Raw genomic sequence first — 21959 nt, forward strand, 5'->3', positions numbered from 1 at the left:
GAGGAATACGGCACCATCGGATTCCCGTATACGGTAGAAGCGGTCGGCCTGGCATACAATGCGGACATTCTGGAGAAGGCTGAGATTGATCCGGCAACATTGACCTCCCCGGATAAGATCGAAGAGGCTTTTAAGACACTGGATTCCAAAAAAGCTGACCTTGGCCTGGATGCTGTTGTAGGCTATTGCGCAGAGGCTACAAACCTGTACTGGTCAACAGGAAACCACTTGTTTGCAAATTACCTTGACGGCGGTCTGGACCGTGATGATACAACCTATATTGATATGCTCAATGACGGCGGAAAAGTAGACAAAGACCGTCTGACAGATTTTGCGGAGTTTGTAGGTCTTTTGAATCAGTACTCCGATCCGGCGCTGTTGGTTTCCGGTACATATGATCAGCAGATCCTGAACTTTGCGTCAGGCAAGTATGCGTTTGTTACCCAGGGTTCCTGGATCGGCGCTACCATAACAGGCGATGACGCGGAAGCTTATGAAGCGGCAGGCAACTTCAAGGTTGGAATGGTTCCATATGCGTTTGAAGACGGCATGGACACGATCCTGACAAATTCACCTTCCTGGTGGTCTGTATTCTCTGATGGAAACGCAGAGGCGGCTAAGGCATTCCTGCAGTGGTGCTCCGAAGACAAGGCACAGCAGGTACTGGTAGAGGAAGCTGGATTTATCAGCCCGTACAATTCCTGCAAGTATGTCGCAAATGATCCGTTCGCGCAGACGATCGTAGACTACCAGACAGCAGGAAAGACTTCCGGATGGCATTGGCTGGGCATGAAGGAAGGACTTGCGCAGAACTACACTGGCCAGGTATTCTCTGATTACGCGGCAGGCAATCTGGATACAGATAAATTTGTACAGACAATGGAGCAGGTAATTCAGGCTTGCTACGCAAACTAACTTAAAGATTTATTTTCTCTAAATGAAAGGAGACAGGGGACATGTTCTCCTGTCTCCATTACAAAATAAGAACCAATAGAGAGGAGCTATAAAATGTCTGAGAACTCATCAAGCAGAAAAATGCTGTCTCTTGTTCTTCTGGCCGCAGGAGTGGCTGGTATGGTAGTTTCCTTAGTGATGGACTTTTCCGGCGGCGGAAGTCCGGTCAGGGGACCATTGCTGATCATCGGGGCGATCGCGTTTTTGATCGGACTGTATTTATTCCCGACAGTAGAACATCATCGCGGCATCATTAATTTTATATTTTTGTTTCCACTATTGTTCACATTTGCAGTGACAGTGATCATCCCGTTGCTTCTGGGTATTTTCTATTCCTTCACAGATTGGAACGGCATCAAATTTACAGGATTTATCGGGCTGACGAATTATACTACGATGTTTAAGGATCCGGCATTTATCTGGTCTGTATTATTGACCTTCCTGTTTGTGGTATTTAATATGGTATTGGTGAACCTGGTAGGCTTTTCATTGGCTCTTTTGTGTACCAGCAAGCTGAAAGGCGTGAATTTCTTCCGTGCGGCGTATTTCCTCCCGAACCTGATCGGAGGTATCGTACTGGGTTATATCTGGCAGTTCGCGTTCAACAATGTGCTTGTCCAGATCACCGCGGCCATCAGCGGCCATCAGAATTCTGTCCTTGCCAATACCAAGACCGCGTTTATGGCGATCATCGTTGTATATATCTGGCAGTATGCAGGATATATCATGCTGATCTACGTAACAGGTCTGACCACTGTGCCGAAGGATGTGCTGGAGGCTTCTCAGATTGACGGCGCCAACGCATGGACCACTCTGATGAAGATCAAGGTTCCGATGATCGCATCCACGATCACGATCTGTACCTTCCTGACACTGACCTCCGCGTTCAAGCAGTTTGACGTGAATATGGCTTTGACAAACGGTACAGGCTCCGTGACAGACTTCTTCGGAAGCTATCTGACCAATGGTACCCAGATGTTGGCCCTGAACATTTACAATACGGCAATTTCCAAGAACAACTATGCGCTTGGACAGGCGAAGGCAGTTCTGTTCTTTATCATCCTGGCCTGTGTATCCATTATTCAGGTACGGATCTCTAACAAGAAGGAGGTGGAGATGTAATGGAAATGAAGAAATCGAGAAAGATCATCCTGACCGTTATCGGTATCATCGTTGCGATATATACTCTGTTTCCATTCTATCTGGTAGTGATGAATACGTTCAAGAACGCGAACAGTATCGTTGCAAGCCCGGTTGGCTTTGAGGGCGTCAGCTTTTCACAGCTGATGACGAACCTCTCCTCTGTAGTCAATAACTCGAACTTTAACTTCTGGTACGCGTTCGGCACTTCCGTGATCATTACCGTGATCTCACTGGTCGTACTGGCTCTGTTCGGCGGTATGGCTGCATGGGTCATCTGCCGGAATAAGACGAAATGGTCCACGGCGATCTACATGATCTTTATCGCGTCCATGATCATTCCGTTCCAGGTTGTTATGCTGCCGCTGATCTCTACCTTCCGTGACGTAGGCAACTTCGTAGGGATCTCCCTGTTGCAGTCCATCCCGGGTATCGTGTTTGCGTACTGCGGATTCGGCGGCGCTATGACTGTATTTATCCTGACCGGTTTTATCAAGGGTATCCCTTATGAGCTGGAGGAGGCGGCATCCATCGACGGATGTTCCCCGGAGGGTACGTTCTTCCGTATCATCTTCCCGCTGCTGACACCGGTTATTACCACCGTTACGATCCTGAACGGAATGTGGATCTGGAACGACTACCTCCTGCCGTCCCTGATGCTGGGACAGAACGGCAAGGTCAAGACGCTTCCGGTTGCGGTGCAGGCTTTCGTAGGTTCCTATGTAAAACAGTGGGACCTGATCCTGACAGCGGCATTGCTGGCGATCATCCCGATGGTCATCATTTTCCTGATCGCTCAGAAGCAGATCATGAACGGTATGGTAGAAGGCGCGATCAAGTAACAGTTTCGTAATTGCTCAGCACAGGACAGCGCATTTACTGCGTTGTTCGTACGAAAACGCATCATCTGCAGGAGCAATCCCCATTGGCGAAGCCAATTTTCATGGGATTGCGGCGTATCTGCGAAGGCACTGAGCAGATATACGGCTTCTGTAACTGTACAGATACCCGCTTCTTTTCGGAAAGGAGCCCGCTATGAATTTATTTGATATGAACGGACCGCTGATGAACGCGCTGAGGAAGCTGGCGAACATCATTCTGTGCAACATTGCGTTCTGTCTTCTTTCGCTTCCGCTGTTTACGGTGGGGGCGGCGCTGACGGCATTGTACGCCTGCATGCAGGCGATACTGACGGATGATGAGGACGACATCATCGTCAAGCAGTATTGGGACGCGTTCCGGCGGAATTTTAAGCAGGCAACCGTGATCTGGCTGCTGTGCCTGGCGGCATTTGCATTTTTGGGAATCTACTATCTGATCGTGTCCAGTATGGGCGGCGCGATGGGAAGGGTATACCGGATCAGCTTTTTCATGATGTGCATCCTGTTCCTGTTCGGGTTTCAGTATCTGTTTCCGCTGCAGGCAAGATATGAAAACCATGTGAAGAACACGCTGAAAAATGCATGGCTGCTCAGTATCGCGGCGCTGCCTTGGACAATACTCAGCATTTTGCTTGTCATAGCGGCGATTTATATATCTTTCTTTATGAATCCGGACGGCTTGAATCTGGCTGTTTTTCTGTGGGGAATGATGGGATTCGGGATCGTGGCCTATCTGAACAGCTTCTTTTTCCGGAAGGCATTCCAGAGGATCGACCCGGAAATGCTGGAAGTGAAGCATGAGGCTCCGAAGGAGGCTGTGTTTATTGACGAGGAGCACCGGAATGCGGAGGTGTTCTTCCAGGAGAGCAGTTATTCGAACCCGGACTGGAACCGGCAGGCGTATCCCGGTAAGGGAAACAGTTCGGCGGCCGGGGGAAGCGCCGCAAAGGGCGCAAAGAAAAGGAGATAGCAGAAGTGCGGCGCGCAAAGCGGACTGCTGCTGAAACTTTAACAATTGGAGGAAATGATTATGGCTTCGATTCGTTTTGAAAACGTGACAAAGACTTATGAGGGCGCGACCTCTCCGGTTGTCCCGAATTTGAACTTAGAGATAAAAGATAAAGAATTTATTATTCTGGTCGGGCCGTCTGGTTGTGGAAAATCCACGACTCTGCGAATGATCGCGGGGCTGGAGTCCATAACGGAAGGGGAGATGTATATCGGAGACCGGCTGATGAATAAGGTGCCGTCCAAGGACCGTGATATTGCGATGGTATTCCAGAATTATGCGTTGTATCCGCATATGAATGTATATAAGAATATTGCGTTTGGCTTAAAGCTCCGCAAGGAGGACCCGGCGGAGATCGACAAGCGCGTGCATGAGGCGGCGAAGATCCTGGATCTGGAGCATCTGCTGACCCGGAAGCCCAAAGAGCTTTCCGGCGGTCAGAGACAGCGTGTGGCCCTGGGCCGCGCCATGGTCCGGAATCCCGCGGTATTTTTGCTGGATGAACCGCTTTCCAATCTGGACGCGAAGCTCCGTGCTTCCATGAGAACGGAGATTGCGAAGCTGCACCAGAGACTGAACATTACTTTCGTATATGTAACCCATGACCAGACAGAGGCTATGACCATGGGCGACCGCATCGTGGTCATGAAGGACGGGATCGTGCAGCAGTTTGATACGCCCCAGACATTGTATGAGCAGCCTGTGAACCTGTTTGTGGCAGGATTTATCGGCAGCCCGCAGATGAACTTCCTGGATGTGGAGATTGCGAAGGAAGGCGGCAGGCTCTATGCGGTGCTCGGCAAGAACAAGCTGGCTGTTCCGGAATTTAAGTGCGACGCCCTGGCGAAGTATGCCGGCAAACGGGTGATCATGGGACTGCGTCCGGAGGACTTCCTGGGACAGAATATGCTGACCGAGGACAATGCGATGGATGCGGAGATGAATTTCAGCGAACTGCTGGGCGCGGACTATAACCTGTATATGACCGTAAGTGATATCCGGATCATCGTGAAGATTCCGGCAGCCGGAAAGCAGCCTGAGAGAGGCGCGTACCGGATCGCGGCAAATATGGATCATGCGCATTTCTTTGACAAGGAAACGGAAAAGGCGATCTGTCATTAATGGTGAAGCACCGGCAGACAGCTTTGCCGGCGGTTTACGCGTATGAGCCGCGGCAGATATGAATCGGAAGCTCTGTGCCGCTTTGAGTGACTGTAATAAAAAGGATTAAGCTCTGAAAGAGAAGCATTTGTGATGGTTCGGACAGTGTGCGGACCGGATACGTTCTTTCAGGGCTTTCTTTGTAGAAAGAGGAGGAAATGATGATGGTGAATTGGCTGAAAAATGCGGTGTTTTATGAGATTTATCCCCAGTCCTTTGCGGATACGAACGGGGACGGGATCGGAGATATCCAGGGGATCATCGACCATCTGGATTATATTCAGGAGCTGGGCTGCAATGCCGTCTGGCTGAACCCCTGCTTCGAATCTCCGTTTTTGGACGCGGGATATGATGTGTCCGACTACATGAAGGTGGCGCCCCGGTACGGGACGAACGCGGACCTGAAGCGTTTGTTTGAGGAAGTGCATCGGAGGGACATGCATGTGATGTTGGATCTGGTTCCCGGGCATACCTCCTGGGATCACCCCTGGTTCCAGGAGTCTCTGAAGCCGGAGAGCAATGCGTATTCGGGGCGGTATGTGTGGACGGATGAAGCATGGAAGAGCTTCGAGGGCGTGGGCAGCATCCGGGGCTTTCTGCGGGGCTTAAGCCAGCGGGACGGCTGTGTCGCGGTGAATTTTTATTCCCACCAGCCCTGCCTGAATTACGGCTTCTATGAGGTGGATGAGCCGGAGTGGCAACAGCCGATGGATTCGGAGGACGCGCTGGCTACCCGGGAAGCGATCAAGGATATCATGCGGTTTTGGCTGGAAATGGGCTGCGACGGCTTTCGCGTGGATATGGCAGGCTCCCTTGTGAAAAATGACCCGGAGCAGGAGGGGACGATCCTTCTGTGGCAGGATTTCATGGACTTTTTGAAAACGGAATTTCCGGAGGCGGCCATGATCTCGGAATGGGGACAGCCGGACCGGAGCTTACGGTCCGGATTCCATATGGATTTTATGCTGCATTTCGGGCCCAGTCATTATACGGATCTGTTCCATGGGGATGATCCCTATTTTTCCCGGGAGGGCAAGGGGAACGCGATGGAGTTTATCGACTACTATAAGATGTGCTATGAGCCCACCAACGGCAAGGGCATGATCTGCGTGCCGTCGGGAAATCATGATATGGACAGGCTCTCCAAGTGGCTGGACGCGGAGGAGATCAAGATCGTGTTCGCGTTTGTGCTGTCGCTGCCGGGGGCGCCGTTCATCTATTACGGGGATGAGCTGGGGATGAAGTATCTCCCGGATGTAGTGTCTGTGGAGGGCGGATATCACCGGACGGGTTCCCGCTCCCCGATGCAGTGGGACAGCGGCCTGAACGCAGGCTTCTCGGCAGGAGCGGCGGAGCTGCTGTATATCCCCATTGACCCGGACAGGAACCGGCCCACGGCAGAGAAGCAGATGGCGGACCCGGCGTCGGTATACCATGAGGTGAAGAAGCTGATCGAAATCCGGCAGGCCAATCCGGTGCTGCAGAGTGAGGCGAAGATCGAGTTCCTGTACTGTGAGGAGCATGCGTATCCCCTGGTGTACCGCAGGACGGACGGGAAGGAGTCCATCCTGGTGGTGATCAATCCGTCCGGGAAGGAAGCAAGCTTTGAGTACAGCGGGAAGCTGGGCGAGGTGGTGTACCAGAACGGCGGGGACTTGAAAGCGGAAGCCGGGAGGATCGTGGTTCCGGCGGCTGCGGCGGTGTTTGTGAAGGAAGAGAAGTAAGAGAAAGCGCTTGATATTGAATACGAAGAAAAGCCCCTCAGAAGTGTGCCGAGGGGCTTTTTTTCATGCTCATTATTTTTTCCACAGTACAAAGGCTTCGTAGGGCCGAAGGGTCACCGTACCCTGATTGCCTGCAGGCTCCATGTTGGAGATGAGGAGGTCCGCGCCTGCAAATTCTTCGGGGATGGTAAATGCGGTCTCCCGGTCGGTGAAGCTGCAGACTACCAGCAGTTTTTCCTGATCCAGGGTCCGGGTGTAGACGAACCAATCCTCGCTGTCTTCGAACAGAGGCTCGTATTTTCCGTAGACCATGATCGGGGTCTGTTTGCGCAGGGCGATCAGCTTCTTATAATAGTGGAATACGGAATTGGGGTCTGCGGTCTCCGCCTTGGCGTTGATTTCCTTATAGTTCGGATTGACCGCGATCCAGGGGGTGCCGGTGGTGAAGCCGGCCTGGCTGCTGTCGTCCCACTGCATGGGGGTCCTGGCATTGTCGCGGCTGAGCCAGAGCAGGCAGGGCCAGAATTCCTCGTGGGAGACAAGGCCGCTCTCGCACCATTCCTTATATGCGTTGACGCTCTCGATATCCCGAAAATCGGAGGGGCTCTGGAATGGGTAGTTGGTCATACCCAGCTCTTCCCCCTGGTACACGTAGGGGGAGCCCTGCATCATGTGAAGGCAGGTAGCCAGCATTTTCGCGGAAGTTTCCCGGTACTCAGGGCTGTCATTTCCGAAGCGGGAGACGGCTCTCGGCTGGTCGTGGTTATCCAGGAACAGGCTGTTCCATGCCTTTCCATAGAGCTCGGTCTGCCAGCGGGTGAAGATATTTTTCAGGGTGGTGAGGGGCATTTTTTCGTCCGTCCACTTTGCGTATTTTCCCTTGGAATCTACGTGTTCGAACTGGAAGACCATGTTCAGCTCGCGGGTGTCCTCCCCTGCGTACTGCTTTGCAAGCTCCGTGGTGACCTCGGGGGTCTCGCCTACGGTCATGATATCGTATTTTGACAATACCTTTTCATTCATTTCCTGGAGGTATCTGTGGACGTTGGGGCCGTTTACCGCATAGGGGCCGTAGTCGCCGTACAGACCCTTGATCTCGCCGTCGGGCAGTTCTTTTACCTTGGAGATCATGCTGATCACATCCATGCGGAAGCCATCGATGCCTTTGTCACACCACCAGGTCATCATGTCAAAGACCTCCTGGCGTACCTTCGGGTTATCCCAGTTCAGGTCAGGCTGTTTTTTGGAAAACAGGTGCAGGTAGTACATGGAGGTTGCTTCGTCGTATTCCCATGCGGAACCGCTGAAGCAGGAGCCCCAGTTGTTGGGCGGGGTCTGGGCGTCCTTCCCTTCCCGCCAGATGTAGTAGTCGCGGTACGGGTTGTCTGCGGATTTGCGGCTTTCCACGAACCATTTGTGCTCGTCGGAGGTGTGGTTCACCACCAGGTCCATGACGATCTTGATGCCTCTCTCATGGGCAGCGGCCAGTAGCTCATCGAAATCCTCCATGGTCCCGAATTCATCCATGATCGCCTGATAATCGCTGATGTCATAGCCGTTGTCATCGTTGGGAGACTTGTAGACCGGGGACATCCAGATGACATCGATGCCTAAGTATTTGAGGTAATCGAGACGGCTGATGATTCCCTGCAGATCGCCGATGCCGTCTCCGTCGCTGTCCATAAAGCTGCGGGGGTAAATCTGATAAATGACTGCTTCTTTCCACCATGTTCTGTTCATAATCGTAAGCTCCTTTCTGTAGCATGCTATGATTACTGTTCACACGGTGCCGCGCGCTCACTGCACGGCAGCCGGCCAATACAGTGATGGAACGGGAATCCGGCTCCTCGCCTTCAGGCGACTTTCCAATGAGCCGGATGCCGTTACTGTGAGCGCCCGGTCAGGGTGTGAACAGTAGCATGCTATGTATAATGTATCGCTGTGTGAGTAATAGGAGCCTGTGTTTTGTGTCTTGCTTACCAGGCTCGTATGTGTGTGCATAAATCGTAGTTCAGGGGGGCGGATATTACATTTCCAGGATTAGTACCTGGTATCCGCGCAGCCGGATCGTATTGTTATCCTGAGCAAGATCCGGATAGTTGTTCAGCAGTACCTTTTTGCGCTCGGACGGTAATGTCACTGCCTGCTCTTCCTTCTGATAATTGCCGATCACCAGCAGCGTCTTATCGCCCTTGCGGTAATATGCCATCAGGTTGTGCTGATCCTCCCATGCCGGTTCCAGCGCTCCGTATACTACGGTTTCCTTGTATTCCGGATTCTTGCGCAGGGCGATCAGCTGCTTGTAAAAGCTTCTCACGGAATCCGGGTCGTCCTGCTGTGCGGCCGCATTGATGGAGGTATAGTTCGGATTGACCTTCAGCCAGGGCATTCCTGTGGTGAACCCGGCATTTTCCCCGCCGGTCCACTGCATGGGGGTGCGGGCGTTGTCGCGGCTGTATTTGGAAACGACCTTCACCGCTTCTTCCGCAGAAAGCCCTGCGTCCAGCGCAACCTGGTATTCGTTGATGGCGGAGATGTCATCCACTTCTTCTATAGAAGAGATGGGGACGTTTTCCATACCCAGCTCCTGTCCCTGGTAAATGAACGGAAGGCCGCGGAGCATGAAATTGAGGGCCGCCAGCATCTTTTTGCTTTCCGGGCAGCAGTCGCCTTCGGGGATATAACGGCTGACGCCGCGGGGCTCATCGTGGTTTTCGATGATGTTGGATAAAAATCCCATATCGCCGACTTTTGCCTGGGCTTCAAAGCAGCATTTTTTGTAGTCGTCCGGCGTAATCTGCCGCATATCGTACCAGCCCTTGTCGCTTTCCCCGAAAATCGTCTCGTTGAAGTCGAACATACTGGAAAAATAGCCGTTGTCTCCAATGAAATCCGGGATCTCTTCGGGCTTTTCGTCAAAGACCTCTCCCACGGAGAAGGCGTCGTATTTCTTAAAGGTGCGGTCCCGCATTTCTCCTAAAAATTCGCCGATCCCCTTTGCTTCGCTGAGCATGGCCTTGATGGTGCACAGGCCGTCCTCCCGGTCGGGCTCGTAGTCACGGAAGGGAAGCGCCTTCTTGATGTTGATGATGGCGTCGATGCGGAAGCCGCCCAAGCCCTTGTCCAGCCACCAGTTGATGTTCTTGTAGACCTCCTCCCGGACTTCGGGATTTTCCCAGTTCAGGTCGGGCTGCTTTTTGTGGAACACGTGCAGATACTGCTTGTTGGTTCCGGGAAGATCCTCCCATACCGGGCCGCCGAAATAGGAACGCCAGTTGGTGGGGAGTTCCCCTTCTTTTTTATCTCTTAAATAGAAGAAGTTGCCGTATTTTCCTTCCGGATCCTGGCAGGCTTTTTTGAACCACTCGTGTTCATCGGAGCAGTGGTTGACTACCAGGTCCATGAGGATGTACATATTACGTTTTTTTGCCTCGGCCAGGAGACGATCCATGTCCTCCATGGTGCCGAAACGGGGATCGATATCATAATAATCGGAGATGTCGTAGCCTTCGTCCGCAAGGGGGGAGGGATAGCAGGGGGAGAGCCAGATAATGTCCACGCCCAGGTCCTGCAGGTAATCCAGCTTGCCGATGATGCCTGGGAGGTCGCCGATGCCGTCTCCGTTGGAATCATAAAAGCTCTTTGGATAAATCTGATATGCTACCTTGTCATGCCACCATTTTTTCGTCATAATGATACCTCCATGTTGTTCGTTCAGATTTTCGGATAACCCTTATAGCTGTATTATAATATCTAAAAATGGATTTGTCTTTCATTTATCTGATTAAAAAATACGTTATTTTGACTTTTAGGATTTTTTACGGTACTGCAGCGGAGTGGTGCCCGTATATTTCCGAAATTCCCGGAGAAAATTGCCCAGATTGTTGTAGCCGCTTTCCAGGCAGACCTCTGTGATGGGAAGGTCCGTCTCCTCGAGAAGGCGGAGGGACTGCTTGACGCGGTATTCATTGACGTATTCGATCGGAGAGCGGCCGATCGCTTTTTTAAAAAAGCGGCAGAAATACTGCTCGTTCATGCATGCCTGCTTCGCCAGATCGTGGATGTAGATCTTTTCTTTATAATTTTCCCGGATATAGGTCAGTGTTTTCTTGATCACTTCGACCCGCTTGTCATGGTTTTTCTCCATGGGGGTGAAGAGACGGTGGCTGGAAAGCACCGCGAGGATGCGGAGCAAAGAGGACTTTATATACAGCTGGCTGGTCAGGTCGTCGGTGACGGCGCCGTCGCAGAGGGACAGGTCTTCGACGAAAGGGCCGAAGGACTGCATGATCTCTGTAAATGCGGCGTGAATCGGAGCGAATGCAGGATGGCCGGGAAGGAGAAACCGGGGGAAGCGTATTTTCCCGTTCTGCATGGGCTGGAGCAGCTGCATCTGCGCGGCATCATAGGAATCGAAGCTTAAGATGCCGGGGGAAAAGACGACCGCTTCCTCTGTCAGGCTGCCAGACTGCTCTGTGGCGATGCTGTGGAGCTCACCGGGATTGATGAAATACAGGCATTCGGAGCGGATCGGAAATTGCTCCATGTTGATCTCCAGACGGAACTGGCCGCCGGAAAAATATAAGATTTCGACCTCGTCATGCCAATGGTGCTTGACGAGTACTCCTTTGCCTACGGACCGGGTCTGGTAGATGGCGCATGGGAACGCTTTTGTGCCGTGGGGACGGATTTCTTTCAGATTGGATAATTGCGGCTGCATGTAGATCCTCCTCTGTTTTTTTCAGAAATTCGTTGGTAAGGCATGGTACGGAATGGCCTTTTTGGATACCACTGTGTATAGAACGGCTGCCGGCTGCAGTGGGATGACTGTACAGCTCTGAATGAAGAAAAAATGCCGGCGGCGGATTTTCCATATATAACAACCTAACATTGTTTTGAGGAAAAGTCAATAAAGAGTTACAGGGCACGCCTGGTCAAGGTGTGACATGTAACCCTGCCCCATCACTGAATTGGCCGGATTCCGGATGTTCTTCTCCGGCTGCGTCCCCGGTTAAATCCGGAAAGGAAGTTTCCTTTGACAAGAAATGAATTGACAGCCTTGGTTGACAAGGTTATGATAATACTAAAAGATGAAATGGAACAGGGATATTTGACAGAGCGGAATATGACGATTATGTGAACCTGTTCCGCCGTGCCGCATAAAACATATTTTAAACAGGACGGGTTCGCCGCGGTGGTGTGAACGGGAATGTGCGGCTCTGGACGAAAGGATAAGGAGGCATGTATGGCATATTTTGATTACAATGGGAAACAGATTTTTTACACGGAGACCGGTGAGGGTGAGCCCTGCGTCTTTCTTCATGGAAACACGGCTTCCTCGAAGATGTTCGAGTTTATCCTTCCGTTGTATACAGCCGATGTAAAAGTGATCCTGATTGATTTTTTGGGAAACGGAAAATCGGAACGGGTTGCGAAATTACCCGATGAATTGTGGATTGACCAGGGGCATCAGATTGTGGAGCTGTGTAAAGCGCTGAACCGCGGAAAGGTCAATCTGGTCGGCACCAGCGGCGGAGCCTATGCCGCCATCAACGCAGCGCTGGAAATGCCGGAGCTTTTTTCCAGGGTCGTGGCGGACAGCTTTGACGGCAGCGTCCTGCCGGAGGGATTTGCGGACGCCATCATTCGGGAAAGGCGGTCCGCCAAAAAAGACGTGCAGGCCCGCGGCTTTTACGAATGGTGCCAGGGGGAGGACTGGGAAACGGTGGTGGATCAGGATACAGAGGTGCTTGTCAATTATGAGCGCAGCCAGGCGCGGATTTTTGGCAGGCCCATAGAAACCATCCGGGTTCCGCTGTTCATCACGGTCAGCAGGGAGGATGAAATGCTTGCAAATGACATGGATGCGGAATGCGCGCGGCTGCATGCCGCAAATCCGGATATCAGCTATAAAATCTACGACACCGGCGCGCATCCGCTGATTGCTTCACGGGCGGAGGAAATTGCGGAGGCGGTGAAAGGATTTCTGGCAGGAGGGCGGTAATGGTACAGGAAGAGAGGGAAGATAAATGAATAAGAAGGAAGTTTTAGAGATCAGGAAGCAGTTCACCCCAGCGAACTGTGCAATCACGCGGATCTGCGGGTGCTACGTGGACCATGAGAAGAACAAGCAGATGGAGACGAGGGAGGCATTTCTTTCACTGCCGGAGGAGGAGGCGTTTAAGTATTTTGATATTTTCAAAAAAACGCTGTCCGGAGGGATCGGGCGGAATATGCTCAATATGGAGTTCCCGCTGGATCAGGAGATGCCCGGCGGGACCCAGGAATTTTTGATGAAGCTGAAGAACAGCAAGCTGGAAGACGACATGCTCCTGGAGGAATTTTATGACAAAATCATTGAGAATTACATATATGAGGGAAATTATTATATTATCCTGATCCATGCCATGTATGATATCCCGGGAAAGGCATCGGACAATCTGGAAATGTATGACTCGTCGGATTATGTGTATGAATATCTGATGTGCAGTATCTGCCCGGTGACGCTTTCCAAGGCGGGGCTGTCCTACAATGCGGAGGATAACCGGATTCAGGACCGAATCCGCGACTGGATTGTGGAAATGCCGGACAAGGGATTCTTGTTCCCGGCGTTCAATGACCGGAATACGGACCTTCACGGAATCCTGTATTATACGAAGAAAACCCAGGATCTCCAGCCGGAGCTGATCGACCAGGTGCTGGGGGCGACAAGCCCCATGTCTGCGGACACCCAGAAGGAGGCGTTTCAGCTGTTGATTGAGGACACGCTGGGGGAGGAAGGCAATTATGAGATCATCCGGAATATCCATGATACACTCAATGACATGATCGCGGAGCACAAGGAGGAGCCGGAGCCGCTGGCGCTGGACAGGACGGACATGAAAAAGGTGTTCGAGAACAGCGGGGTTCCCGCGGAAAATATGGAACTGTTCGAGCAGAACTATGATGCCGCGGCAGGGGAGAAGAACTTGCTTCTGGCGGAAAATATCGCGGAGACACGGAAGTTTAATATTGAGACTCCGGATGTGGTGATTAAGGTAAACCCCGACCGTGCGGACCTGGTGGAGACCAGGGTAATCGATGGCAGGCAGTGTCTGGTGATCGCGGTGGACGACCATATTGAGGTGAACGGAATCCATGTGCGGACGATCAGGAGGCCGGAGCCGGTAGCGTCGTCGATGGAAGCAGACGCAGCAGATGAAAATTTAGACATGTGAAAGGTGTGGAGAATTATTGCGGGTTGTACCAGTACAGCATTGCGTAATTAACGGTGAATTCTGCACCTGCTATTTCTGCCAGTTCTGCGTTGTCGTCAATCAACGATGCCACCGCATCGTCTCTTTCCTCCGCCTTGTCCTGACAAAAATATCAGGCACATTATTCACCATTATATACGCAATGCTGTACTAGGAGGCGGATGCGTGACAGATGCCGGAGAATCACCGGGAGCGGCCATGCGGCAGATGCCGGGAAGAGCGGCTTTTGAGGAAGGCAGATGAGTGACGGCAGGGCAGCGGCAAGGAGGAGGGATGTCATGAGACGGATGGAATTTACGATTGAGGATAAGGATGCTTTTCAGATCGGGCAGGAGATGAATATTACGGAAGGGGTGCTCCCTTCTTCCTATTATTATATACTGGAGCATATGCTTGGGATGAGCGCGAACTTCCGGAGTTATGAGCGGCTGAAATCCCGGAAGGGGATCGTGAAGGAGATTAAGTCCACGGATAAGTTCGATATCGTTGTGTTGGAATTTGATGAATAAATATATAGATCTGTGCCAGTGAAGAAAAAGACACCGCCCCATGTACTTTATGGAGCTGGTGTCTTCTTTTGTCTGAATGCAGAACATATTTCGTCAGTGGGTGTTCCTTACGCGGCTCAGAGCTTCTCACCGGTCAGCATCTCATATCCCTGCAGGTATTTGCCGATCGTCTTTTCTACGATATCCTCCGGAAGCGTCCAGTCATTGCCCGGGTTTGCCTTGAGCCAGTCACGGGCAAACTGCTTGTCGAAGGAGGGCTGGCCGTGCCCCGGCTCGTACTCGTCAGCGGGCCAGAAACGGGAGCTGTCGGGTGTGAGCATCTCATCGCCGAGGACGAGATTGCCGTCCTCATCCAGGCCGAACTCGAATTTGGTATCCGCAATGATGATGCCGCGGCTTCTTGCGTAATCCGCACATTTCTTATAGAGCGCGATGGTATGATTGCGGAGCTTGGACGCGTATTCCTCGCCCTTGCCCGGGAAATATTTTTCCAGATGGGCAATGCTCTGCTCGTAGGAAATGTTTTCGTCATGGTCCCCGATCTCGGCCTTGGTGGAAGGGGTGTAGATCGGCTCTGGAAGCTGGTCGGATTCCTGAAGCCCTTCCGGCAGCGCAATGCCGCATACCGTGCCGTCCTTCTGGTAGCTGGCCCAGCCGCTTCCGGTGATGTATCCCCGGACAATACATTCGATGGGGAGCATGTTGAGCTTCCGGCACATCATACTGTTTCCGTCAAACTGAGGCTGACGGAAAAATTCGGGCATGTCGGCCACATCGGTGGAGATCATGTGGTTGGGCAGAATATCCTTAGTCATATCAAACCAGAAACGGGACATTTGTGTCAATACGGTTCCTTTTTTGGTCACGTCATTTTTCAGGATCACGTCAAAGCAGCTGATTCGGTCTGTGGCAACCATGATCAGGCTGTCGCCGTTGTCGTAGATCTCACGGACCTTTCCTTCTTTTATCGGTTTCATCTTGTGCACCTCACTCTTTTTATTTCCGCGAAGCAATGCATGGATACTTAACGGATGCCGCGAAGGGCAGATACCCTGCGGCTTGCCGCGCGGTTTTGACTTATATTAGTTATCCGGGATGGAAAAGCCGGGAACGAAAAAGCGCCGGTCCGGCAGGACAACCCTATATATAGATAACCATTTTTTGCAGTAAAAATCAATATGTTTTTTTTGCGCGCTGAATTTTTATCACAATTTCGTGATAATTACGGATCGTGAATGGTTTGTGATTTTTTCTGGGTATACTATAAAGTATCAAAAGGGAGGCATTAAGAAAATTTTGGTTTGTCCTTAAGAAATTTTAAGATATTTTTTGCCTGGTTTTTAATAAATTAGGGATAAAGTATAGTTGTTCGAGAGAGCAGGTATACGAAGGGCAGAGAATAGTAAAGGAGAGGAAAAGACATGAAGAAGATCAGCATTATAGTTCCTTGTCTGAATGAAGAGGAGGCTTTGCCGGTATATTATGAAAAAATGTCGGCTGTGATGGATGGAATGCCGGAGGTGGAATTTGAGCTGCTGTTTGTGGACGACGGTTCGACGGACGGAACGCTTGGGGTGATGCGAAAGATGAGTGAACAGGATGGACGCTGCTGTTTCCTGTCATTTTCCAGAAATTTCGGAAAAGAGGCCGCAATCTATGCGGGACTCAAACATGTGACAGGGGATTTTGCGGCGGTTATGGATGCGGACCTGCAGGATCCGCCGGAGCTTTTGCCTCAAATGTACCGGATCGTAACGGAGGAGGGATATGAGTGCGTGGCAGCGAAGCGCTCGACGAGGACCGGGGAGCCGAGGATCCGCTCCTTCCTGTCGGAAAAATTCTATGACCTTGTCAATCGCATTTCCAAGATCCGGTTTGAGAGCGGGGCCAGGGATTACCGTCTGATGAGCCGCAGGATGGTGGATGCGGTGCTGGAAATGAGCGAATATAACCGTTTTTCGAAAGGGATCTTTGAATGGGTCGGCTTTGAGACGAAATGGCTGGAATATGAAAATGTGGAGCGGGCCGCGGGGGAGACGAAATGGTCTGTGCGCAAGCTTTTCCTGTATTCCCTGGAGGGGATCACGGGATTTTCGGTGGCGCCTCTTTCTCTGGCGTCGGTCATGGGAATGGTGTTCTGCGGGCTGTCCTTTTTCATGATCCTGTTCATCATCGTGCGAACGATCGTGTGGGGAGATCCGGTGTCCGGGTGGCCGTCTCTGGTGTGCATCATTTTTCTGGTCAGCGGGATCCAGCTGTTCTGTACGGGGATCGTGGGGCAGTACCTGTCGAAGACGTATCTGGAGACGAAGCGCAGACCGGTATTTATTTTAAAGGAAGACAGCCGGGAGGAAGCGGCGTCTGCATTGAAAAAGAGAGGCCGGGAGGATAAGAATGTGATCCCGATGCAGAACAGCCGGGAGGAAAAGAAGGTATCGGGCGGAGTCTTGAGTGGCTACAGGCAGTGAAAAGATAAGAGAGAAGTAGTGGAGAAATCAGGAAAGAGGAGGAGCGGATCTATGAGGTACGGACAGAAATACAGTTGGCGCTGCATGCGGGTTTTGCCTTTCCTTCTGCTGGGGCTGGCGTCGGTGTTCTTCTGCTGGTGCTTCGTCGGGAGATTTGGGATTTTTGGCTCAAATGTGGACTGGATCAGTCAGCACAGTGTGATTCCGGATTATTTTCGGAAGCAGTTCTACGAAACGGGGGAATTGTTTCCGGAATTCGCGGCAAATATCGGAGGCGGGCAGAATATCTATCATTTTTCTTATTATGGGCTGTTCAGTCCGGTGATCCTGATCTCGTATCTGTTTCCCTCCGTGAAAATGGGGGATTATCTGATGGGGGCTTCGATCGTGAGCCTGACGGCGTCTGCGGAGCTGCTTTACGGGTGGCTTTTGAGACGGGGATTTTCCGGCAGGATCAGCTTCATGACGGCGCTGATGTATCTTCTGTCGGGCCCCATGATCTTTCATTCCTATTGTCAGATCATGTTTGTCAATTATATGCCTTTTTTGTGTATGGCATTTTGGGGAGTGGACAATTACTTTGAAAAGGGCGGGAAGCTGCTTTATACGGTCAGTGTGTTTCTGATGATCCTGACCAGCTTTTATTTCAGCATCGGGGGAATGCTGGTATTGGTACTGTATGGGATATACCGGTATGTGGAAGGAAAAGGGCGAAGCGGAAGAGAAGCGGAGAATTATTTTTCTGGTAAAAACATAGCATGCGATACAAAAGGAAGAGGAAATGGAAAACGATTATTTTTTGAAAAGATAGTATGCTATGTGATTTTACAAAGAAACAAAAAAGAATCATTTGAGAAAAAGACAGCATGTGATACAGATCCAGAAGGCAGGGCAGAAGAAATAAAAGAATGTCTTTGTTCGGAAAGTATAGCATGCAATGTGAAAAGTGAGGAGATCATAAGCGAGTCCGCAGGAAAGAATATGATTTACAGGATGCAGGATGGGGAGAGGCAGAGGATCACGATCACGGGATTTTTACGGGACGGGATCCGGTTTTTATGGCCCATGCTGATTGCTGTCCTGCTGAGCGGGATTCTGCTGATTCCCACAGCTGCGGCGCTGACCGGACGGGAAGGAGCGAAGGCCGGGGTCAGCCTGGCTTCTGTATGGATTCCGAACCTGCAGGTGGACAGGCTGATCTATACCCCCTATGGGATCGGGCTGCCGACTCTGATGATCACAGTTCTGATTACGGGATTTACTTATAAAAAGGCGGAGGAACGTGTGCTGTTCTGGGGATGCGCTGCCATTCTGACAATTCCCTTTTTCGCATGGGCGCTGAACGGAGGGCTCTACGTCAGGGACAAGGCGTTGATCCCGTGCCTGCCTCTGCTCTGCTATCTGATAGCATGCTATTTAAAAAAGCTGGAAAACAGAGAGGTTTCGTTTGTGGCGGGAATGATTCCGTTTTTGGTGACGCTCTGGCTTCTGGCTCTGGGGCAGAGACATTCGGAATTTTCACAGTACGGAGCATTGTTTTTGACGGATGGAGCCATCATGACGGGATGCTTTCTGCTGTTCTGGCGGAGAAAAAGGCTGATGCTTTTGATGGCTTCTCCGGTGGTATTTCTGATCCTGTATGGAAGTGTATTTCACGAGAAGGCAGGGCGGGTGGAAAGCCGGGAGTTTTATGAAGCAGTGACGGATCCGGCGATTGGACAGGCAGTAGAGGAAATCCTGGAGAGAGACAAAGGATTTTACCGGCTGGAGCAGGCAGGAAGCGAGTCGGAAAACGCGGCGGATCTGAACCGGGTCTGGGATATGAGGCAGTATATTTCATCGGTATATTCGTCATCCTACAACGAGGGATACCAGGAGTTTCGGAAAAATGTGTTTGAGGTGGAGGAGCCCTTCCGCAATGACCTGATGCAGTCCGTGTCAAAAAATCCGGTATTTCGGCAGATGATGGGAGTGCGGTATCTGATCTCAGACGAAGAAGTCCCAGGATATGAGCTTGTGAGAAGGGGGGATGGGATGGATATTTATGAAAATCTATGTGCGGCTCCGGCGGCTTATGTGACGGACCGGATAATTTCGGAAAATACATATGAGGAGCTGGATTTTCCTTATCATCAGATGGCGCTGGTTTATGGGGCGGTTGGGCCTGCGGAGGAGGATGAACCGGAATCCAGAGGCACGGAAGGCGGGGAAGCGAGAAGCGGAAGCACGGAAGACCGGGAAGCAGGAAGCGGAAGCACGGAAGACCGGGAAGCAAGCGGCGGAAGCACAGAAATGGAGCGGCGGATCTTGGAGGAAGTCCGGCAGGCATTGAAACCGGCGGAGATTGTACTGCCGGCGGAGAGCAGTGATTCGCTCCAGATTGTAAAGACGGGAGACGGTTACCGGATTCGGGCGGAAAAGACGGGGACGGTCCGGGCAGAGATTTCCGGGATGGGCGAAATGGATGGGCGGGAACCGGACCGGAGCGGGGATTCCGGAACGGAAGCTACGGAAGCGGAGGAGCCGAGGCGGGGGATGGATTCCGGCAGTGGAGCCGCGAACCCGGCAGATGCGGCAGAGCCAGGTCAGATCTTGTTCCTGCAGTTTCAGGTCAAGAATCATCATCCGTCGCAGGATGTCGCGGTACGGCTGGAAGGGGAACAAAATAAGCTGACGGCCGGGAATCATTTTTACTATAACGGAAATACTACATTCTCTTTTGCGGTTTTGCTGGAACAAGGGGAGCAGTCGGCGGAGCTTTCATTTGGAAAGGGGGATTATGAGATCACGGGGCTCACCTGTTTTCTGGGAGACTGGGGGGAGCAAACGAACCGGGAACGGAGCGGCAGGCTGTATCAGTCGGAGTTTCATCCGGATTGGGAACGGACAAAAGGGCAGGTGACCGCGGGTTCCGTGGATGTGGAAAGGGAAGGGTACTTTGTGACTTCTATTCCCTATGATCCGAATTTTGAGGTTCAGGTGGACGGGGAGCCTGTGGAAGCAAAGAAGGTGAATATGGCATTTCTTGGATTTGAAATCGGGAAAGGGAGACATGATGTGAAGCTGGTTTATCATGCGCCGGGGAGAAAGGCCGGAGCCTGGTGCTCTGCCTTGGGGGCGGTGCTGCTGCTTTTCCTGATAATCGGGAAATACGTGCGGGAAGCGGCGCCAATCCAGAGGAACCCATGACAAATGGGTGATGTTTGGGGAGGACACGTTCAGGAATTCAGTGCCTAAGATCGAAGCATCCGCCCGTTTCGCGCCAGTGCATCTAGGGTGGAAGAAAACGTGATTCCGCTGTCGTTCAATTTTCCGGTGTCCATGCTGATATCCCGGGGATCTGCGGCGAAGGCTTCTTCATTTTTTGTCAGGGAGCGCGGATCCCATCCAAGGGCTGTGAACATGGCACGGACGGTTTCGTAGGTGTTCCTGTGATTCGGGGAACCGAAATTATAAATCCCGCCGGTTAATTCCAGGGCGCTTTCGAAATTGCGGATGACCTCGTTTACGTCGGTGATCCCACGAATGTCGTAAACGGGATAGCTGAGAGGAGCCCATGTCCGCAGCCGGTCAGCCAGTGTCCGGAAAAAGTCGCCATGCTCCTGCGGGGCCAGGGTACAGGTGTCATACATCCAGGTCAGGCGCAGGATGACGCAGTCCGGATTGACTGCCAGGCATTCTTCCTCTGCCGCCTTCTTTTCCCTGCCGTAAACGGTGGGAGGGGCGATGGGCTCCTCTTCCCTGTGGGGGCCCTTGATCCCATTTCCGAAATAAACCTGGTCGGAGCCGCAGAGCAGGCATTTTGCGGAAAATTCCGCCGCGGCCGCGGCCATATTTCTGCTGCCGCCTACGTTGATCCGCCAGGAGCCTTTGGGATCCTTTTCGCACATGCCAAGGTCGGAAACGGCGGCGCAGTGGAGGACGCAGTGGGGCCTGAAACGGCGGAATGCCGCGTATACAGTTTCTGGATCAGTGATGTCCAGCTCCGTGCGGGAGGGAGCGCAGATCTCGTATGTGTCGTTGTAAAATGCCGCGGCCCGTCTGCCGAGAAAGCCGGACGCGCCTGTGATCAGTAATCGTTTCATGGGGAACCTCTCTTGAAAATCCGGACGATGAGACCTGCCCAGCCGCACAGATGGAAATCTGCCTGGCGGCGGAAGGAGTTACAGGCCTTTCAGCTTCAGACCTGCGGCAAATCCTAAATGGGAAACTGCGGTAACTGACAAGAAGAAAAGATTTGTCAGACCGTAGCCAAACAGGATCCCCGTCCAGAGACGGCGGAGATTTTTGCTCTCATAGGACGTGCAGAGCTGAACCAGTCCGTCGGTGATGAGCGGGAGCAGCAGGACACAGGAGAATCCTGCATGGGGATGGCCGGCATGGTACGTAAAAAGCAGCGCCAAGATCCCGATCAGCTCTCCGGTACAGCGGGCGCAGACGGGAAACTGCCTGCCGCGGTAAAAAAAAGACCGGTCAGGCCGGCAATGGCAGCCGAAAAAGATCGGCAGCCATTTGTAAAGCCATGCCATGTTGTTAATGCATGTAGTATGCCGTACTCATGCTCAGAATGAAGATCAATACATAAAATACGACTCCGATTATGACGCCGGTCAGCGCCCCGATCCCTGCGGCTTTGCTGGTCCTGGGCTTTGTGTCCTTCCAGACAAGAAACAGGATCAGGCCGACCAGGGGGATGCAGCACCCCAGAAGGCCCCACAGGAATCCGCCGTTGTCCACGGTGGGCGGCATGGTAGTCTGTGATACTCCACAGTGGGGGCAGATTACGGCCTCATCATCAATCTGAGCTCCGCATTTTTTACAGTATGCCATAATATTTTCCCTCCTCAAAATCATCTG

General features: G+C 52.0%; 18 protein-coding genes. 11 read left to right on the forward strand and 7 right to left on the reverse strand.

The window, feature by feature from the left end; genetic code table 11:
• The 6 genes from ACTOY7_RS15845 to ACTOY7_RS15870 form a co-directional block, all read left to right on the forward strand.
• A partial coding sequence (locus tag ACTOY7_RS15845) for an extracellular solute-binding protein (RefSeq protein ID WP_482672485.1) occupies positions 1-915 on the forward strand: 915 nt, incomplete at its 5' end.
• A gap of 93 nt (positions 916-1008) precedes the next feature.
• Complete coding sequence (locus ACTOY7_RS15850) at positions 1009-2076, forward strand: carbohydrate ABC transporter permease (RefSeq protein ID WP_160284033.1); 1068 nt, start codon at positions 1009-1011, stop codon at positions 2074-2076.
• Complete coding sequence (locus tag ACTOY7_RS15855; protein WP_160284034.1) at positions 2076-2936, forward strand: carbohydrate ABC transporter permease; 861 nt, start codon at positions 2076-2078, stop codon at positions 2934-2936. Before ACTOY7_RS15850 ends, ACTOY7_RS15855 begins: the two co-directional genes overlap by 1 nt.
• A 193-nt stretch (positions 2937-3129) precedes the next feature.
• Positions 3130-3945, forward strand: a complete 816-nt coding sequence (locus ACTOY7_RS15860) for a YesL family protein (RefSeq protein ID WP_160284035.1) — start codon at positions 3130-3132, stop codon at positions 3943-3945.
• 60 nt (positions 3946-4005) lie between these two features.
• Complete coding sequence (locus ACTOY7_RS15865) at positions 4006-5106, forward strand: ABC transporter ATP-binding protein (RefSeq protein ID WP_300826073.1); 1101 nt, start codon at positions 4006-4008, stop codon at positions 5104-5106.
• A 197-nt stretch (positions 5107-5303) separates the two neighbouring features.
• Positions 5304-6869: an alpha-amylase family glycosyl hydrolase gene (locus ACTOY7_RS15870; RefSeq protein WP_482670833.1), complete on the forward strand. Its 1566-nt coding sequence runs from the start codon at positions 5304-5306 to the stop codon at positions 6867-6869.
• A 72-nt stretch (positions 6870-6941) separates the two neighbouring features.
• On the opposite strand, the gene ACTOY7_RS15875 is transcribed toward ACTOY7_RS15870, so the two are convergent.
• From ACTOY7_RS15875 to ACTOY7_RS15885, 3 genes are all read right to left on the reverse strand, one after another.
• Positions 6942-8609: a glycoside hydrolase family 13 protein gene (locus tag ACTOY7_RS15875; protein ID WP_160284037.1), complete on the reverse strand. Its 1668-nt coding sequence runs from the start codon at positions 8607-8609 to the stop codon at positions 6942-6944.
• A gap of 286 nt (positions 8610-8895) precedes the next feature.
• Positions 8896-10560: an alpha-glucosidase gene (locus ACTOY7_RS15880; RefSeq protein ID WP_482670831.1), complete on the reverse strand. Its 1665-nt coding sequence runs from the start codon at positions 10558-10560 to the stop codon at positions 8896-8898.
• Positions 10561-10677: 117 nt separating this feature from the next.
• Positions 10678-11589 (reverse strand): AraC family transcriptional regulator, encoded by a 912-nt coding sequence (locus ACTOY7_RS15885; protein WP_160284039.1) that lies wholly within the window; start codon positions 11587-11589, stop codon positions 10678-10680.
• Between the two features lie 525 nt (positions 11590-12114).
• Here ACTOY7_RS15885 and ACTOY7_RS15890 point away from each other — a divergent pair.
• The 3 genes from ACTOY7_RS15890 to ACTOY7_RS15900 all read left to right on the forward strand — a co-directional run bounded on the left by ACTOY7_RS15890 (position 12115) and on the right by ACTOY7_RS15900 (position 14634).
• Entirely contained in the window at positions 12115-12873 is a 759-nt protein-coding gene (locus tag ACTOY7_RS15890; protein WP_482670830.1) for an alpha/beta fold hydrolase, read from the forward strand.
• 25 nt (positions 12874-12898) lie between these two features.
• Complete coding sequence (locus ACTOY7_RS15895) at positions 12899-14086, forward strand: DUF4317 domain-containing protein (RefSeq protein ID WP_482670829.1); 1188 nt, start codon at positions 12899-12901, stop codon at positions 14084-14086.
• Positions 14087-14403: 317 nt separating this feature from the next.
• Positions 14404-14634, forward strand: a complete 231-nt coding sequence (locus tag ACTOY7_RS15900; RefSeq protein WP_160285200.1) for a hypothetical protein — start codon at positions 14404-14406, stop codon at positions 14632-14634.
• Between the two features lie 116 nt (positions 14635-14750).
• Here ACTOY7_RS15900 and ACTOY7_RS15905 read toward each other — a convergent pair whose 3' ends face one another.
• Complete coding sequence (locus ACTOY7_RS15905) at positions 14751-15620, reverse strand: phosphoribosylaminoimidazolesuccinocarboxamide synthase (protein ID WP_482670828.1); 870 nt, start codon at positions 15618-15620, stop codon at positions 14751-14753.
• Between the two features lie 435 nt (positions 15621-16055).
• On the opposite strand from ACTOY7_RS15905, the gene ACTOY7_RS15910 reads away from it, so the two are divergent.
• Together ACTOY7_RS15910 and ACTOY7_RS15915 are read left to right on the forward strand one after the other, a co-directional pair.
• Positions 16056-17102: a glycosyltransferase family 2 protein gene (locus ACTOY7_RS15910; RefSeq protein ID WP_482670827.1), complete on the forward strand. Its 1047-nt coding sequence runs from the start codon at positions 16056-16058 to the stop codon at positions 17100-17102.
• 51 nt (positions 17103-17153) lie between these two features.
• A complete protein-coding gene (locus ACTOY7_RS15915; RefSeq protein WP_482670826.1) occupies positions 17154-20291 on the forward strand; it encodes a YfhO family protein in 3138 nt (1045 codons plus the stop codon).
• A gap of 44 nt (positions 20292-20335) precedes the next feature.
• Here the strand turns inward: ACTOY7_RS15915 and ACTOY7_RS15920 are convergent, their stop codons facing one another.
• From ACTOY7_RS15920 to ACTOY7_RS15930, 3 genes are all read right to left on the reverse strand, one after another.
• Positions 20336-21187, reverse strand: coding sequence for an SDR family oxidoreductase (locus tag ACTOY7_RS15920; protein ID WP_482670825.1), 852 nt, complete (start codon positions 21185-21187; stop codon positions 20336-20338).
• A 78-nt stretch (positions 21188-21265) separates the two neighbouring features.
• Positions 21266-21631 carry a DUF2085 domain-containing protein gene (locus ACTOY7_RS15925; RefSeq protein WP_482670824.1) on the reverse strand — a complete coding sequence of 122 codons (366 nt, stop codon included), beginning with the start codon at positions 21629-21631 and terminating at the stop codon, positions 21266-21268.
• A 4-nt stretch (positions 21632-21635) separates the two neighbouring features.
• On the reverse strand, positions 21636-21932 hold the full coding sequence (locus ACTOY7_RS15930; protein ID WP_160283522.1) for a zinc-ribbon domain-containing protein: 297 nt from the start codon (positions 21930-21932) through the stop codon (positions 21636-21638).
• Positions 21933-21959 lie beyond the last annotated feature (27 nt).

Source organism: Schaedlerella sp. (assembly GCF_056796775.1).

Excerpts from the sequence above, each read along its gene's own strand:
- ACTOY7_RS15850 (WP_160284033.1), top strand. The coding sequence starts at position 1,009 with ATGTCTGAGAACTCATCAAGCAGAAAAATGCTGTCTCTTGTTCTTCTG.
- ACTOY7_RS15855 (WP_160284034.1), top strand. The coding sequence starts at position 2,076 with ATGGAAATGAAGAAATCGAGAAAGATCATCCTGACCGTTATCGGTATC.
- ACTOY7_RS15860 (WP_160284035.1), top strand. The coding sequence starts at position 3,130 with ATGAATTTATTTGATATGAACGGACCGCTGATGAACGCGCTGAGGAAG.
- ACTOY7_RS15865 (WP_300826073.1), top strand. The coding sequence starts at position 4,006 with ATGGCTTCGATTCGTTTTGAAAACGTGACAAAGACTTATGAGGGCGCG.
- ACTOY7_RS15870 (WP_482670833.1), top strand. The coding sequence starts at position 5,304 with ATGATGATGGTGAATTGGCTGAAAAATGCGGTGTTTTATGAGATTTAT.
- ACTOY7_RS15875 (WP_160284037.1), bottom strand. The coding sequence starts at position 8,609 with ATGAACAGAACATGGTGGAAAGAAGCAGTCATTTATCAGATTTACCCC.
- ACTOY7_RS15880 (WP_482670831.1), bottom strand. The coding sequence starts at position 10,560 with ATGACGAAAAAATGGTGGCATGACAAGGTAGCATATCAGATTTATCCA.
- ACTOY7_RS15885 (WP_160284039.1), bottom strand. The coding sequence starts at position 11,589 with ATGCAGCCGCAATTATCCAATCTGAAAGAAATCCGTCCCCACGGCACA.
- ACTOY7_RS15890 (WP_482670830.1), top strand. The coding sequence starts at position 12,115 with ATGGCATATTTTGATTACAATGGGAAACAGATTTTTTACACGGAGACC.
- ACTOY7_RS15895 (WP_482670829.1), top strand. The coding sequence starts at position 12,899 with ATGAATAAGAAGGAAGTTTTAGAGATCAGGAAGCAGTTCACCCCAGCG.
- ACTOY7_RS15900 (WP_160285200.1), top strand. The coding sequence starts at position 14,404 with ATGAGACGGATGGAATTTACGATTGAGGATAAGGATGCTTTTCAGATC.
- ACTOY7_RS15910 (WP_482670827.1), top strand. The coding sequence starts at position 16,056 with ATGAAGAAGATCAGCATTATAGTTCCTTGTCTGAATGAAGAGGAGGCT.
- ACTOY7_RS15915 (WP_482670826.1), top strand. The coding sequence starts at position 17,154 with ATGAGGTACGGACAGAAATACAGTTGGCGCTGCATGCGGGTTTTGCCT.
- ACTOY7_RS15920 (WP_482670825.1), bottom strand. The coding sequence starts at position 21,187 with ATGAAACGATTACTGATCACAGGCGCGTCCGGCTTTCTCGGCAGACGG.
- ACTOY7_RS15925 (WP_482670824.1), bottom strand. The coding sequence starts at position 21,631 with ATGGCATGGCTTTACAAATGGCTGCCGATCTTTTTCGGCTGCCATTGC.
- ACTOY7_RS15930 (WP_160283522.1), bottom strand. The coding sequence starts at position 21,932 with ATGGCATACTGTAAAAAATGCGGAGCTCAGATTGATGATGAGGCCGTA.